Annotated in this window: 16 protein-coding genes; 8 read left to right on the top strand and 8 right to left on the bottom strand. The window is 65.0% G+C overall.

The features are described 5' to 3' along the window. Positions 1 to 21 precede the first annotated feature (21 nt). Positions 22 to 639 carry a 30S ribosomal protein S4 gene (gene rpsD, locus ACT6QU_RS02600; protein ID WP_024585919.1) on the bottom strand — a complete coding sequence of 206 codons (618 nt, stop codon included), beginning with the start codon at positions 637 to 639 and terminating at the stop codon, positions 22 to 24. Between the two features lie 212 nt (positions 640 to 851). Beyond that, positions 852 to 2,138 (bottom strand): DUF445 domain-containing protein, encoded by a 1,287-nt coding sequence (locus ACT6QU_RS02595; protein WP_444565817.1) that lies wholly within the window; start codon positions 2,136 to 2,138, stop codon positions 852 to 854. Between the two features lie 123 nt (positions 2,139 to 2,261). Here ACT6QU_RS02595 and ACT6QU_RS02590 point away from each other — a divergent pair, with 123 nt between their 5' ends. Continuing rightward, positions 2,262 to 2,723 carry a phasin family protein gene (locus tag ACT6QU_RS02590; protein WP_024585921.1) on the top strand — a complete coding sequence of 154 codons (462 nt, stop codon included), beginning with the start codon at positions 2,262 to 2,264 and terminating at the stop codon, positions 2,721 to 2,723. Positions 2,724 to 2,782: 59 nt separating this feature from the next. Here the strand turns inward: ACT6QU_RS02590 and ACT6QU_RS02585 are convergent, their stop codons facing one another. Beyond that, on the bottom strand, positions 2,783 to 3,328 hold the full coding sequence (locus ACT6QU_RS02585; protein ID WP_444565816.1) for a GNAT family N-acetyltransferase: 546 nt from the start codon (positions 3,326 to 3,328) through the stop codon (positions 2,783 to 2,785). Positions 3,329 to 3,553: 225 nt separating this feature from the next. Between ACT6QU_RS02585 and rirA the strand changes: the two genes are divergently transcribed. Further along, positions 3,554 to 4,015 carry an iron-responsive transcriptional regulator RirA gene (gene rirA / locus ACT6QU_RS02580; protein WP_024585923.1) on the top strand — a complete coding sequence of 154 codons (462 nt, stop codon included), beginning with the start codon at positions 3,554 to 3,556 and terminating at the stop codon, positions 4,013 to 4,015. Positions 4,016 to 4,194: 179 nt separating this feature from the next. Here the strand turns inward: rirA and ACT6QU_RS02575 are convergent, their stop codons facing one another. From ACT6QU_RS02575 to hemP, 5 genes are read right to left on the bottom strand one after another with little or no spacing between them, the layout of a single operon-like run. Then, entirely contained in the window at positions 4,195 to 4,986 is a 792-nt protein-coding gene (locus ACT6QU_RS02575) for a heme ABC transporter ATP-binding protein (protein ID WP_444565815.1), read from the bottom strand. A 7-nt stretch (positions 4,987 to 4,993) separates the two neighbouring features. Beyond that, entirely contained in the window at positions 4,994 to 6,085 is a 1,092-nt protein-coding gene (locus tag ACT6QU_RS02570; protein WP_444565814.1) for a FecCD family ABC transporter permease, read from the bottom strand. Between the two features lies 1 nt (position 6,086). Then, entirely contained in the window at positions 6,087 to 6,935 is an 849-nt protein-coding gene (locus ACT6QU_RS02565; protein ID WP_444565813.1) for a heme/hemin ABC transporter substrate-binding protein, read from the bottom strand. An 11-nt stretch (positions 6,936 to 6,946) separates the two neighbouring features. Further along, a complete protein-coding gene (locus ACT6QU_RS02560; RefSeq protein WP_444565812.1) occupies positions 6,947 to 7,999 on the bottom strand; it encodes a hemin-degrading factor in 1,053 nt (350 codons plus the stop codon). Between the two features lie 7 nt (positions 8,000 to 8,006). Beyond that, on the bottom strand, positions 8,007 to 8,198 hold the full coding sequence (gene hemP / locus ACT6QU_RS02555) for a hemin uptake protein HemP (protein ID WP_444565811.1): 192 nt from the start codon (positions 8,196 to 8,198) through the stop codon (positions 8,007 to 8,009). A 222-nt stretch (positions 8,199 to 8,420) separates the two neighbouring features. Between hemP and ACT6QU_RS02550 the strand changes: the two genes are divergently transcribed. The 6 genes from ACT6QU_RS02550 (at position 8,421) to ACT6QU_RS02525 (ending at position 13,563) form a co-directional block, all read left to right on the top strand. Then, positions 8,421 to 10,559 carry a TonB-dependent hemoglobin/transferrin/lactoferrin family receptor gene (locus tag ACT6QU_RS02550; RefSeq protein WP_444565810.1) on the top strand — a complete coding sequence of 713 codons (2,139 nt, stop codon included), beginning with the start codon at positions 8,421 to 8,423 and terminating at the stop codon, positions 10,557 to 10,559. Between the two features lie 92 nt (positions 10,560 to 10,651). Continuing rightward, the gene (locus tag ACT6QU_RS02545; RefSeq protein ID WP_444565809.1) at positions 10,652 to 11,086 is read left to right on the top strand and encodes a hypothetical protein; all 435 of its coding nucleotides are present in this window, start codon (positions 10,652 to 10,654) and stop codon (positions 11,084 to 11,086) included. 4 nt (positions 11,087 to 11,090) lie between these two features. Next, on the top strand, positions 11,091 to 11,768 hold the full coding sequence (locus tag ACT6QU_RS02540) for a MotA/TolQ/ExbB proton channel family protein (protein WP_444565808.1): 678 nt from the start codon (positions 11,091 to 11,093) through the stop codon (positions 11,766 to 11,768). After that, a complete protein-coding gene (locus ACT6QU_RS02535; protein WP_444565807.1) occupies positions 11,758 to 12,144 on the top strand; it encodes a biopolymer transporter ExbD in 387 nt (128 codons plus the stop codon). Before ACT6QU_RS02540 ends, ACT6QU_RS02535 begins: the two co-directional genes overlap by 11 nt. Positions 12,145 to 12,148: 4 nt before the next feature. Continuing rightward, positions 12,149 to 12,550, top strand: coding sequence for an ExbD/TolR family protein (locus ACT6QU_RS02530; protein WP_444565806.1), 402 nt, complete (start codon positions 12,149 to 12,151; stop codon positions 12,548 to 12,550). Then, positions 12,547 to 13,563 carry a TonB family protein gene (locus ACT6QU_RS02525; protein WP_444565805.1) on the top strand — a complete coding sequence of 339 codons (1,017 nt, stop codon included), beginning with the start codon at positions 12,547 to 12,549 and terminating at the stop codon, positions 13,561 to 13,563. Before ACT6QU_RS02530 ends, ACT6QU_RS02525 begins: the two co-directional genes overlap by 4 nt. Positions 13,564 to 13,567 lie beyond the last annotated feature (4 nt).

Raw genomic sequence — 13,567 nt, 5'->3', positions numbered from 1 at the left:
GAAATCGATGATCGAAACCGACTAGCGCGAGTAGAACTCGACGACTAGGTTCGGTTCCATCTGGACGGCGAACGGAACGTCGGCCAGGCCCGGAGCGCGCACGAAGGTCGCGGTCATCTTGGAGTGATCGGCCTCGACATAGTCCGGCACGTCACGCTCGGCGAGCTGCACCGATTCCAGAACGATCACGAGCTGCTTCGACTTCTCGCGCACCTCGATCACGTCGCCCGGACGGCAGCGGAACGAAGCGATGTTCGTGCGGCGGCCGTTGACGTTGACGTGGCCGTGGTTGACGAACTGACGGGCGGCGAAGATCGTCGGGGCGAACTTGGCGCGGTACACGACCGCATCCAGGCGCGACTCGAGCAGGCCGATGAGGTTGTCCGGCGTATCGCCCTTGCGACGGTCGGCTTCCTCGTAGGTCTTGCGGAACTGCTTCTCGGAGATGTCGCCGTAGTGACCCTTGAGCTTCTGCTTGGCGCGGAGCTGCAGGCCGAAGTCGGACAGCTTGCCCTTGCGGCGCTGGCCGTGCTGACCGGGGCCGTATTCGCGCTTGTTGACCGGGGACTTCGGACGGCCCCAGATGTTTTCGCCCAAACGGCGGTCGAGCTTGTACTTTGCGGATTGGCGCTTGCTCATCGCATTCCCTTTCAAACAATTGCACCCGGATGCTCACGCACCGGGCGAAGGAAACGCGCCCTCCTCTGGCCCCCGTTTTCGGAGCCTGACAGGGCATCTCACGCAATGCGATGAAGATGCCCACGGGACACGTCAAATGAAACACCGCGCATTGCGGCGCGGCGTTGGGGCGGTCTCTAGGCCAAGGGCGCGGTCCTGTCAATGGCGGGGCATCAGCCGAAGATCAGCCCTTCGCCGATATGAAGGGCAAGGCCTGCGAGGCCGCCGATGATCATGCCGTTGAAGCGTATATATTGCAGATCGCGGCCGATGTTGAGTTCGATCAGGCGCGTGGTCTGGGCGATGTCCCAGGCCTTGACCTGCTCGGCGATGAAGATTGCGACGCCGGACTTCTGCTTTTCGACGAAGGAAGCGAGCGCGACGACGAAGCCGGCATTCATATCGGCGCGGATGTCCGGGTCGTCGGCGAGACGGCGGCCGATTTCCATGAACATCGAGGCGAGATGGGTGCGGATGATGGAGTTGTCGCTTTCGGCATCCTCGCGCAGGAAGGTGGCGAGGTTCTTCCAGATCTCGTCGGCGAGCGTCGCGAGTTCGGGCCGCGCGAGCAGGTTCGCCTTGATGCGCTCGGCGCGGGCGACATAGGCGGGATCGGTTTTCAGGTCCTCGATGAAGCGCAACGCGAAGGCGTCGAATTCCCGACGGAGCGGGTGATCGGGGTCGCCGCCCGCCTCCTCCATCAGGCGGCCGGCGGAGGCGACGATCTTGTTCAGGAGATAGGCGTCGGCGCGGAAGATGTTGGCGAGCGTCGGCAGTTCGGCGCGGATGCGTTCGCGCATGATACCGAGCGTCTTTTCGTCGTTGAGGATGCCGCCGAGGACATGGATGAGGCCGTCGAAGAGACGCTGGTGACGGCGCTCGGCGGTGACGGCGGAGAGGAGTTCGGCCGCGACGGGGGCGATGTCGATCTTGTCCAGACGCTCGACGACGCGCTTGCCGAGGAAGCCGCGGAGGTTGGAGTTTTCGAGCGCGGCGAGTGCCTGCGGGGTCATGCGGGTGACGAAACCGGCGAGGTCTTCGGCATGGCGGCGCTCGCCGAGCCAATCGGCGACGAGGCGGGCGAAGTCAACCTCCTCCAGCTTTGCGTGAACGGCCTTTTCAGTGAGGAAATTGGATTCGATGAAGCGGCCGAGATTGTCGGCGATGCGGCCCTTGTTGGCCGGAATGATCGCGGTGTGCGGGATCGGCAGGCCGAGGGGACGGCGGAAGAGCGCCACGACCGCATACCAATCGGCGATGCCGCCGATGGCGGCGGCTTCGGCGAAGGCGGCGACATAGCCAAGGCCGGGATAGTCGTCAACGAAAGCGCGGGCGGCGAGGAACACGGCGACGCAGACCACCAGTGCGGACGTCGCGACGGCTTTGGTTCGGCGCAGCGCGCGGGCCTTTTCGATGTCGCCGAGCGCGGCAATCTGCGCACGCGCTTGGTCTCGATTCATGCTTTTTTGCATCGCACGCACATTTTATGTTGCATTGCACAATTCCATATCTATATACGCATCACGCCTCGAGCCGAATGGTCGGGGTTCAACCATGGCTCCCTAACGAGAATGGAGATTCAAATGACCAAGACCAAGACCCAGCAGGCCGCTGCTTCCTATTTCGACGGTTTCACCCGCGCTTTCGACGACGTCGGCGCGAAGATCCAGGTTCCCGAAGCCACCCGCGACTTCTTCCGCACGCAGGCTGCGACTGCTGCCCAGCGCGCAGAGGAACTGCATCGCCAGGCTGCTTCGCTCGCCGACCAGAGCAAGACCGTTTTCGGTCCGTTCGCCGGCAGTTTCGACGCCGTGACGCGCACCATGCTCGACGCGACGCTCGCCAACACGCAGCACTATTTCGCCACCGTCGAGAAGCTTGCCGATGCCAATTCGGTCGGTGAAGCCCTGACGATCCAGGCCGACTACGTGCGCGAGGCGACCGCCGCCAACATGGAGCGCATCCGCTCCGGCGCCGACCAGGCCAAGACGTTGATGGCGGACAACGCCAAGGTCGTTCAGGACCAGGTCAAGAAGGCCGCCTGAACCAACTACCGATAAAAGAAAAGGCCCGGATTTTTCCGGGCCTTTTTTTATGCCTTCAATCAGGCGGCGAGAGGTTGGGGTTGAGGCATCACCTGTGGGGCGAAGATTTCGGCGACGGGCTCGAGCTCGATCAGCCCCACCGTCTCGCCGCCCTCGAAGCGCAGCCGCGCATTGAAGCGGGAGGCAAGGCGCTTCATCGCCTGGTTCTGCGGGTGGGTGGTGACGCGAAGCTGCGTGTAGCCGAGCGCGTGGGCGTGCCAGATCAGGCGCTGGAACAGCTTGCTGCCGATGCCGCGATGCTGGAGAACCTGCTCGACCGAGAATGCGATCTCGCCGGTCGGCTCGCCCTCGCCTTCGATCTCGTGCAGTTCGGCAGCGCCCAGAACCTCGTCGCCCTCGACATAGCCGATCACCGTCGTGCCGGCGCGAAAGGCGCGGTCGGCATAGGCTGCGACGAATGCGTCGTTCGACGGACCGTTGAAACGATCGCGGCGACTTTCGACATCGAGGCGGAGAAGATGTTCGCGGAACTTCGGCAGATCCGACGGGCGGAGCTGGCGGATGACGCCAAGGGGCATTTCGGTGTTGATTCTCAGGTCTTGCATATCGTCGCTCTCCTCAAGGGCTCCTCCCCTGAAGTCGAAGCAACTCGACCCGCCGAATATTGTGCGTTGCAGCATGAATTTCAAGGCAAATCGGCGTGAGCATGGCTGCCATGCGCCATTAAAGCTGATATTAACGCTCATGTTTTTTCATTGCAGGCTTGTCTGGAACCGTTCTAAGGAATAGACCATAGAAAGCCGACCCGACGGAATCGTGAAAGGCATGCCATGCGGCTGACCCGCCAGACGAATTACGCAGTGCGCATCCTGATGTATTGCGCGGCCAATCCGGGGCGGCTGAGCCGCATTCCCGAGATCGCGAGCGCTTATGGCGTCTCGGAGCTGTTCCTGTTCAAGATCCTGCAGCCGCTGGTCGAGCACGGACTGGTCGAGACGGTTCGCGGGCGAAATGGCGGCGTGCGGCTTGGACGCGCGGCCACCGAGATCACGCTGTTCGACATCGTGCGCGTGACGGAAGACAGCTTCGCGATGGCCGAATGTTTCGAGAAGGATGCGACGGAGTGCCCGCTGGTCGATGCCTGCGCGCTGAACGAAGCGCTGCGAAAAGCGCTGAACGCATTTTTCGAGGTGCTCGAGGGATATACGATCGAGGACCTCGTCAAGGCGCGGCCGAACATGCGCTCGCTGCTGGGGATCGATGTGGATCTGCCGCGGGTGGCGGCGAACTAGCTATCGGGCGACGGTTTTGCGAGGCGCAGGGGCGAGGCCTGGATTCCTGTGACGAATACAGGAATGACGGCATTGAGGTGTGTGCCGACCTTCAACAATCTCTGACTTGCGGTAACATTCTTGCGATCATCATTCCTGTGCTCGTCACAGGAATCCAGGCCTCGGCATTCGATGACGTCCTAAGCCTGAACCGACTGCGGCAGGACGAAAGGCGTTCGACCGGTCGGGGCGACACCGACGCGCAGGCGGCAGTCGAAGACAGTTTCGATCAGTTCATCCGTCAGAAGATCGGACGGGGCGCCGAAAGCGGCGACCCTGCCCTCATTCAGCATCATCATGCGATCGGCATACATCGCCGTCAGGTTCAGATCGTGGAGGACGGCGATGACGCCGCCGCCGCGGCGGGCGTAGGCTCGGGCGACGTCCATGATGACGAGCTGGTGCTTGATGTCGAGGCTGGAGACCGGCTCGTCGAGGAAGAGGAAGCGCGGCCGGCCGTCGAGCACCGGCTCCCAGACCTGGCAGAGGACGCGGGCGAGTTGCACGCGCTGCTGTTCGCCGCCGGAAAGTTCCTGATAGTGACGGCCGGCAAAGCCGGTCAGATCGACGGTCGAAAGAGCGCGGTCGGGCAGCGTTTCGAGCTCGCGGTCGGCAACGCCGGAGCGACCGCCCATGAGGCCGAGCCGGACGATTTCGCGGACGGTGAAGGGGAAGGACAGGCTCGTTGCCTGCGGGAGGACGGCGCGCAGGCCGGCGGCCTGCCACGGCTTCAGCGAGCGGAGGTCGCGGCTGTCGATCCTGATCTCGCCTTTCGAATCCAGATCGCCCGACAAGGCCTTGAGAAAGGTCGATTTTCCCGATCCGTTCGGACCGACGATGGCGGTGATTTCACCGGCATTGGCGGTGAAGTCGATGCCGTGCAGGATGGCCCGGCCACCGAGCGAAACCTTGACGTTGCGGGTCTCGATCATCGCCGCCTCACAAATCCAGGACGCCGCGCCGGCGCAGCAAAATCCAGAGGAAGAAGGGAGCGCCGACCGCCGCCGTGACGATGCCGATCGGCAATTCGGCCGGCGCGACGATGGTGCGCGAGACGGCGTCGGCGAGCAGCAGGAGGCTGGCGCCAAGAAGCGCGGAGGCCGGCAGGAGATAGCGGTGGTCGGGGCCGATCGACAGGCGCAGGAGGTGCGGCACGACGATGCCGACGAAGCCGATGCCGCCGGAGACGGCCACGGATGCACCCGTGGCCGCTGCGACGGCGACGATGGCGATGTTTTTGAGGCGCTGGACGGGCACGCCGAGATGATGCGCGGCGCCCTCCCCGAGTGCCAGAGCGTTGAGGCCGCGTGCGAGGAACGGCGAAGCGACGAGGGCGAGGACGATGATCGGGCCGGCGGCGAGGATTTTCGTCCATGTCGCGCCGGCGAGCGAGCCGAGGCCCCAGAAGGTCAGGTCGCGGAGCTGGTTGTCGTCGGCGAGATAGATGAGGACGCCGGAAAAGGCGCCGGCCATGGCGCCGAGCGCAATGCCGGCTAGAAGCATGGTCGCGACCGAAGTCTGGCCGCGCCGCGTGGCGACCTTGTAGAGCAGGAGCGTCGTCGCGAGGCCACCGAGGAAGGCGGCAAAGGGCAGCGCGTAGATGCCGAGGAGCGCGACGATGGGGCCGAGCGTCGCGCCGCCGAGAACGATGATCGAGATGGCGCCGAGACCGGCGCCGGCGGAGACACCGACGAGGCCGGGATCGGCGAGCGGATTCCGGAACAGGCCCTGCATGACCGCGCCCGAGACGGCAAGTGCGGCCCCGATCAGGATGCCAAGCGCGACGCGCGGCAGGCGGATGTCATAGATGATGACGCGGTCGCGCGCGGAAATCTCGATGTCGCTCGATAGAGTGGCCCGGATGAGCTCGACCACCGAGGCGTCGGATGCGCCGGCCGTCAGGCTGAAGATCGAGACGAGGACGAGCGCGCCGGCGAGACCGAGGATCGTCAGCCGCGCGATATGCGAGCGGTCGCCCGCCGGCCTTGCACGGCGCATGACGGGCGACGTCGCCTCTTGTGTCACGCTCATCTCAATCGGCTTCGGCGTGGAGTTTCGCCGCCAATTCCTTTGCGGCGTCGGCCGTGCGCGGGCCGAAGCCGAGCAGGAATGCGCCGTCCATGCGGATGACGCGACCGGTTTCGCCGGCGGGCGTCGCGGCCAGAGCGGGCTGCGTGGAGAGGTCGACGGGCGCGGGGTCGAGATTGCCGCCGCGATCCATGAGGAGAATGACGTCCGGCGCGGCGGTGACGATGGCTTCGTCGGTCAGTTGCTTGTAGCCGGGATAGTCGGTGATGGCGTTTTCGCCGCCGGCAAGGCGGATCATGCCATCTGCCGCGGTGTCGGTGCCGGACGCCATGACGCGCCCGCCTTCCATCGACAGGATGAAGAGCACGCGGGCGGGGTCATCGATGCCAGACGCGGCAGCTTCGGCCGCCTGGAGATCGGCATCGATGCGCTTTGCCAGTTCGGCGGCTTCGTCCTCGACGCCCAAAGCTTCGCCGACCGCCTCGACCTTGGCGAGCACGCCTTCGCGGTCGAAGCTTTCCGGGACGGTGACGACCGGCACGCTTGCCGAGCGGATCACATCCATCGCCTCGGGCGGGCCTGCGCCTTCAAGCGTCAGGATCAGGTCGGGATCGACCGAGAGGACGCCTTCGGGCGCGAGCGCGCGCATGTAGCCGACATCCGGGAGCGCCAGCGCTTCGCGCGGGAAGACGCTGGTGGTGTCGCGGGCGATGAGGCGGTCTTCCTGGCCGAGTGCATAGACGATCTCGGTCAACGAGCCGCCGATGGCGACGATGCGCTGCGGGCCGTCCTGCGCGAGCGCCGCCGTTGAAAGCGCCAGCGTCGCGGCAAGGCCCAGAATGATGGTCTTCATGGTCGCCTCGTTCAGGCCGCGCTCGAACGCGGAATGCGCGGCAGGTTTTCCGCGATCAGGCGCCAGTCGGCGCGTTCGTCCTCGCCTTCCTTGCGCTTGCCGAAGAACTGGATGATCAGTTCGCCGTTCGCGTCGTAGGCCTCGATGGACGTGACGTGGCCCTCCTTCGTCGGCTTGCGCACGCCCCAGAGCTCGGCGACGTGGTCGGCGCGCAAATGGAGGTGGAAGGTCGGGTCCATGACGTTGATCCACGGGCCCATCGGCTTAACGTTCATGATCGGCCCCGAATGGATCTGGATGCAGCCGCGATTGCCGACGAAGCACATGATCGGGAAGCCTTGCTCGACGGCATGATTGAACATGGCGTGGAGGCCGCTTGCGTCAAGCTGCCAGGCGAAATCGTCGCCGACGAGCCCCACCGCCTCGCGGCGCGACAGCTTCATCGAACGCAGGAGCCCGACGAACTCGTGCGGATCTGTCATTGCGGCCCAGCGGTCGCGCACGGCGTTGCCGTCGGCGCTGGTGGGCACGAACTCGACCGGCGCGGATGGCGCGATGTCGAGTTCCTGTGCCTGCGCGTCGGACGCCATGGACGCGACGAGCTTGTGGAAGGCGTAGAGATTGGACGAGGGCCGCAGATGGATCTTGTGGACCGCGTCGCCGGCCTTGTCGAAGAACTGGAGGCTGCGGCGGATCTCGTCGCCGTCGCGCTTTTCGACGGCAAAGCCGTGGGCCCAGACCTTCGGGAAGATCCGCAGGTCGATCTCGCCGCCGAGCACCATCGCCGCATGCGGGCCGGGATGGACGTTGTCGTAGACGCCGATCTTCTCGTGCACGGCGCTTTCGTTGCGGGTCAGCGCCATGACCTCGCCGACGGCTTCGAGGCCAGCGAGGAGGTCGTTCACGCGCGGTTCGATCGCGGTTGCGCCCTCGCCCACTTGAGCTGCGACGAGTTCGGCTTCGGAAATGGCGAGCTGCGCGGCGAGATCACGCTCGCGCATCTTCGGATTGTCGGCGCGCGCCTGACGGACTTCCCGCGGCGTCGGCTTGACGACAGCAGTCATGGAGCACCTATTTGTTGAGGATCAGCTTGCCCTGGCGGGTGATCTTGAGGCGGTAGACCGCGCCTTCATGCTCGATGCAGATTTCGGTGCGCCCCTCGAACAGGTCGCGGCTCTGCACGTGACGCGGTTCGGACCGTGTCTCCTCATGCTTCCAGTCAGTTCGTGAACGCTCAGCAAATGCGTCCGGTGAATTGCTCATATTCACGGTGTCAAACCCCTCTTCGCGCCGGGCTTGCTGAAGGCTGGCTGGGCGACAGGACAAATCTCGATTGCGATTTCTTGACAGTGATAATCAGGTTTTATAGGGAAGCGCAATACCGGAGTGAATTGGTCAGGTAATGACCCCTCTCCGGCTCGAGACTTGCCAGCGAGCCCAGCGCCAGCCAGCAGCAACCAGATCATTGAATCAGGAGCGTGGGTGATGACGGGCATAGGGGCATGGGGCGCAAGCTCGACGGGACGGACAAGGCGGGCGATGTGGCTTGCCAGCGTTGCATTGGTGGCGGGTTCGCCCGCCATGGCACAGGAGGAGGCGGATCTGTCGGAGGCGCTTGCACGCGTGACCGTGCTCGACCAGATCACCATCGTCAGCCGGACGGGCGAAAGTCCGATCGATCAACTGGCATCGGTGAGCCGGATCGACCGCGAGCAGATCGAACGCCGCCAGCCCGCGACGGTCGGCGGGCTGCTGTTCGGCGTTCCGGGCATCACGGCGCAATCCGACGCCAAGCGCGCGGCTTCCAGCATCAATGTGCGCGGGTTGCAGGATTTCGGGCGCGTCTCGGTCATCGTCGACGGAGCGCGGCAAAACTTCCAGCGCTCGGGCCACGGCACGCAAAGCCTGTTCTTCCTCGACCCCGAACTCGTCCAGCAGGTCGACGTGATCCGCGGCCCGGTGGCCAACACCTATGGCTCAGGCGCGATCGGCGGCGTGGTGTTCTTCGAGACGAAAGACGCCGAGGATTTCCTCAATGACGACGAGACCTATGCCGTCTCCACCACCGGGCGTTACGAAAGCAACGGCAATGGCTGGACGACAAGCGCGGTCGGTGCCTATCGCATCAACGATGCGGTTGACGTTCTGGGCAATGTCGTCTGGCGCGATTTCGGCGACTACAAGGATGGCGGCGGCGACCGGGTCGCAGGCTCCAGTTTCGACGTTCTGAGCGGGCTCCTCAAGTCCACCATCCGGCCGACCGAATTCTCGACGCTGAAGCTGGGCTGGACCGGGGCCGACAATGGCTGGACCGAAGGCGCCGACACCTATGACGTCGACCTCAAGCAGAACACCTGGACGGCCCGCTACAACGTGACCGATCCGGACCGGACCTGGCTCGATCTCAACGTCAACCTCGCCTACAACGCGGCCGATCTCGTCCAGACCTTCAAGACCGACACGCGCCAGTTCTCATCCGTTACCGGCCTGCCGATCGTCATTCCGGCCGGTTCGCAGACCAGCTACGACCTCGCCACGCTGGGCATCGACATCTGGAACACGTCGCGGTTTTCGACCGGCCTCGTCGACCATGAACTGACCTATGGCGGCGACTGGCTGCAGGACGACGTGACGACCGCGAGCCCGGCGGGCGGCAGCGACGTCTATACGCCGTCCGGCAAGCGCAAGGTTGGCGGCGCCTATGTGCAGAACAAGCTGACCTATGACTGGCTCGAGGTGATCGGCGCGCTGCGCTACGACACCTACAGCCTCGACGGCACCGATGCGGAAAGCTCCGGCGACCGGCTGTCGCCGCGCCTGACGGTGGGCGTCTCGCCCTTCGACAATGAGGCGCTCGCGGGGCTGCAGTTCTATGGCACTTATGCCAAGGGCTACCGCTCGCCGACCGTCACCGAGACGCTGATCAGCGGATTGCACCCCAATGGCGTGGTGTTTCCGTTCCTGCCCAACCCGAACCTGCGCCCGGAGACGGCAAAGACCTGGGAAGCGGGCATCAACTACAGTCGCGACGGCATCTTCGACGGAAATGACAGCCTGCGCATCAAGGCCGCCTACTTCCACAATGATATTGAGGATTACATCGGCGGGCAGAACCTGTCGCCTTTCGCGCCCGGCTCGGGTTGCCCGTTCATTCCCGGTCCAGGCGCGATCCCGATCTGCTTCCAGTACCAGAACTTCGCGGCCGCAGAGATCAGCGGCTTCGAGTTCGAGGCCGTCTACGACCAGGGACGCTTCTTCGGCGGGCTTTCGGCGTCGATCATCGACGGCTTTACCGAACAGGACGGCGTGCGCGCGGACCTCGTCACCATTCCTTCGAGCCAGGTGACAGCGCAGCTCGGCATGCGGGCCTATGAAGGACGGCTGACCTTCGGCGGCGAGGTGCAGCACAATGTGCCGCCCAGCGGCGCGAGCTTTGCCGACGACTATACGCTGGTGAACCTCTTCGCCAACTACCAGGCGACCGAGAATTTCCGGCTCGACTTCCGCATCGACAACCTGTTCGATGTCAAATACGCAAATCCGCTCAATGCCTCGACGACGACCACGGTCTATGAGCCGGGCCTGTCGGTCAAGGTTGGCGCAACCATGCGCTGGGGCGGCTGATGGTGACCGGGGCGATGCACGTTCCAACGGCCTCCACCGGCGTCGCCCCGGCCCCGTCATTTCGACCGTTTAGATTTACATCGGAGACATTCATGAATTCGACCTGGAAGCGCCTATCGCTCGGCATCCTAGCCGCCACGTTTGCATGGGGCCCTGCGGCGGCGCAGGAGGCCGATGCGCCGGCGCTCTCGCTTGAACTCAACGCGCTGCAGCCTTCCGAAGGCGGATGCCGGTTGACCTTCGTCGTGGAAAACGGCCTCGGCGCCGATGTCAGCCGCGCGGCGTTCGAGCTCGTTCTTTTCAATGCCGAGGGCCTCGTCAACAGGATGACGGTCGTCGACTTCCAGGACCTGCCGGCCAACAAGACCAAGGTGCGCCAATTCGACTTCAAGGGAACGCCCTGCGACCAGCTCGGCCGCGTCCTGATCAACGATGCGACGGACTGCGCCGGCGACGGCATCGAACCGGATGCCTGCATTCGCAATCTCAAGACCGCGACCAAGTCGTCGGTCGAATTCGGGAGCTGACCCCATGGTCGAGACAATCCGCTGGTTTCTTGAGCTGGGCGGCACGGTCGTCGCCATCCTGCTCGTCCTGTCCGTCTTCGCGGTCGCCATCATCGTCCTGAAGTTCTGGCAATTCTGGCGCGAGGGCGTCGGCAGGCACGGCCGCGCCAAGAAGGCGCTGCACGCCTGGTTCCATGGCGGCTATGGCGATGCGCGCCATCTTCTCGACGACGACCGCTCGGCGCTCGGTTCAGCACTTTCGACCGCGATGCGGCTTGCAGCGAACCGATCGGCGTCGAAATCCGTCATCGAGGACGAAGTCGGCCGTATCGCGCTCGGCCGGTTGCACGAATTGCAGAAGGGGTTTCGCGCGCTCGATGCGATCGCGCAGATCGCGCCGCTTCTGGGTCTGTTCGGCACGGTGCTGGGCATGATCGAGGCATTCCAGGCGCTGCAGGGTGCAGGCAATGCGGTCGATCCGTCGCTACTTGCCGGCGGCATCTGGGTTGCCCTCCTGACCACCGCAGTCGGCCTTGCGGTCGCCATGCCCGTATCGTTGATCCTGACCTGGTTCGAAACGCGGCTCGACAACGAGCGCGTTGCCATCGAGACGATGACGACCTCGCTGCTGTCGCAGCGTGAGATCGGCACGCCGCAGCCCATTCGCGCTGACAACCTGGCGGAGCGGAGCCATGCGCATTGAACAGGCGATCAAGCAGCGGCGGCCATTGTCGCTGACCTCGCTGATCGACGTTATCTTCCTGCTGCTGCTGTTCTTCATGCTTTCGTCGACCTTCACGCGGTTCGCGGAAGTCGAGATCACGGGCGGCCGGGCGACGACGGCAAGTGCGGCAGAACGCCCCGACGTGCTCATCCGCCTCTCGGCCGAGGGCTGGCAAGTGAATGGCGTGACTTTGGGCGAGGACGAGGCGATTCCCGAGCTCGCACGCCTTCACGAGGCGGGGGCGGAAAGCGCCGTCGTGCTGGTGCGCGGCGCGGACGTCACCTCGCAGATGCTGGTCGGTGCTGTCGAGCGCATCCGGCGCGAAACGGAACTCACGCTTTCGGTAGCCAGGTAGAACGATGAAGCTTCCACGACCACGTCCTTCCCGAAAGGGTGAGAGCACGATCGCGCTGATCAACATCGTCTTCCTGATGCTGATCTTCTTCCTGATCGCCGGCTCGCTCGCGCCGCCGATCGATTCGGAAATTTCGTTCATCTCGACTGCAGATGCGGACGGGTCCGAACCGCCGGACGCGCTGTACGTGACCGCAGACGGCACGATGCGCAGCCGCGGCGTCGAAATGAGCGCCGCCGACTACGTCGCCCGCGAAGCTGAGCGGCAGGCGGAAACGGATGGCGTCGAAATCAAGCTCGCCGCCGACCGCGACCTTGCCGCCGACAAGCTGATCGACGTCGTCGCGGAGCTGCGCGCCGCTGGCGCCGGCACGATCCGCGTCATCACCGAACGGGCCGTTCCATGAAGTCACGCCTGTTCAAATGGACTGCCGCCTTTGCCATCTCCGCCGCGCTGCATGCGGGAGCGGTGGGGCTTTTCCTGTCGCCGAACGAAGAGATCAGGATCGCCGGCGGCGCACCGACCGAACTCGCCGTCATCGGCAACGCATTCGAGGACGAGGTTGCGGCTGGCGACGCGGCGGAGACCGTGACGCCGAGCGAGACCGAAGCGGTCGAGCCGGTCGACACGGCGCAGCAGACGGCGGTCGTGCAGCCGGAGGCCGTTGAGCCAACGCCGAGCGAAGCGATGACGCCCGCCGAGACGGAGGCGGTCGAAGCCGAACCCGTCGAGGACGCGACGGCCGTTCCCGTGCTGCCGGCACAACGCGAGGAAGAGACGCCGGCGCCCGCCGAGACGCCTGAACAGGCCGAGGCCGTCGAACCGGATGCCGTGCCGGTCGAGAAGCAAGAAAGCGTGACCGCCGTGGAGCCGGAGACGATGGAACCGCTGCCCGAGGACGAACTCGCACTCGTCGACGTGCCCGTTCCGACGCCACGCCCAGCCTACACACCCCCACCCCCGCCACAGCGCACCGAACAGCCACGGCAGCAGCAGGCCGCCCGACAGGCTCCGCGCCAGGGCTCCGGCGGCCAGAGCCAGACCGACGCGCGGCGCGGAACGGCAGAGGGCAACGCATCTGCCGGCGGCACGTCTTCGGGCCAGGCCGCGCAGTCTAACGCGGCCGGCAATGCGGCCGTCTCGAACTACCCTGGGCAGGTCGCGAGCCGGCTTCGGCGATCGCTGCGCTATCCGCGCGAGGCGCAGCGGCAGGGTGTTCGCGGCGAGGTGCACGTGCAGTTCACCGTCAATGCCGGCGGCGGCGTCGGCGGCGTCAGCATCGCGCGCAGCTCCGGCTCTCCGGTGCTCGACCAGGCGGCGATGGAAACGGTGCAGCGCGCGGCGCCCTTCCCGGCCATCCCGGCGGCGGCGGGGCGCAATTCCTGGCCGTTCACCGTGCCGCTGGTCTTTTCGAGGTAACCGC

It is taken from the genome of Aliihoeflea sp. (genome assembly GCF_052435475.1).
Taxonomy (GTDB): Bacteria; Pseudomonadota; Alphaproteobacteria; order Rhizobiales; family Rhizobiaceae; genus Aliihoeflea.
Note: the sequence above shows the minus strand (reverse complement) of the source record. Positions and strands in the feature narration are given on the sequence as shown.

Bases quoted from the DNA above. Each gene is read 5' to 3' on its own strand.
- ACT6QU_RS02570 (WP_444565814.1), bottom strand. From the start codon at position 6,085: ATGAGCGTGACACAAGAGGCGACGTCGCCCGTCATGCGCCGTGCAAGG.
- ACT6QU_RS02565 (WP_444565813.1), bottom strand. From the start codon at position 6,935: ATGAAGACCATCATTCTGGGCCTTGCCGCGACGCTGGCGCTTTCAACG.
- ACT6QU_RS02560 (WP_444565812.1), bottom strand. From the start codon at position 7,999: ATGACTGCTGTCGTCAAGCCGACGCCGCGGGAAGTCCGTCAGGCGCGC.
- hemP (WP_444565811.1), bottom strand. From the start codon at position 8,198: ATGAGCAATTCACCGGACGCATTTGCTGAGCGTTCACGAACTGACTGG.
- ACT6QU_RS02585 (WP_444565816.1), bottom strand. From the start codon at position 3,328: ATGCAAGACCTGAGAATCAACACCGAAATGCCCCTTGGCGTCATCCGC.
- ACT6QU_RS02575 (WP_444565815.1), bottom strand. From the start codon at position 4,986: ATGATCGAGACCCGCAACGTCAAGGTTTCGCTCGGTGGCCGGGCCATC.
- ACT6QU_RS02540 (WP_444565808.1), top strand. From the start codon at position 11,091: ATGGTCGAGACAATCCGCTGGTTTCTTGAGCTGGGCGGCACGGTCGTC.
- ACT6QU_RS02535 (WP_444565807.1), top strand. From the start codon at position 11,758: ATGCGCATTGAACAGGCGATCAAGCAGCGGCGGCCATTGTCGCTGACC.
- rpsD (WP_024585919.1), bottom strand. From the start codon at position 639: ATGAGCAAGCGCCAATCCGCAAAGTACAAGCTCGACCGCCGTTTGGGC.
- ACT6QU_RS02595 (WP_444565817.1), bottom strand. From the start codon at position 2,138: ATGAATCGAGACCAAGCGCGTGCGCAGATTGCCGCGCTCGGCGACATC.
- ACT6QU_RS02590 (WP_024585921.1), top strand. From the start codon at position 2,262: ATGACCAAGACCAAGACCCAGCAGGCCGCTGCTTCCTATTTCGACGGT.
- rirA (WP_024585923.1), top strand. From the start codon at position 3,554: ATGCGGCTGACCCGCCAGACGAATTACGCAGTGCGCATCCTGATGTAT.
- ACT6QU_RS02545 (WP_444565809.1), top strand. From the start codon at position 10,652: ATGAATTCGACCTGGAAGCGCCTATCGCTCGGCATCCTAGCCGCCACG.
- ACT6QU_RS02525 (WP_444565805.1), top strand. From the start codon at position 12,547: ATGAAGTCACGCCTGTTCAAATGGACTGCCGCCTTTGCCATCTCCGCC.
- ACT6QU_RS02530 (WP_444565806.1), top strand. From the start codon at position 12,149: ATGAAGCTTCCACGACCACGTCCTTCCCGAAAGGGTGAGAGCACGATC.
- ACT6QU_RS02550 (WP_444565810.1), top strand. From the start codon at position 8,421: ATGACGGGCATAGGGGCATGGGGCGCAAGCTCGACGGGACGGACAAGG.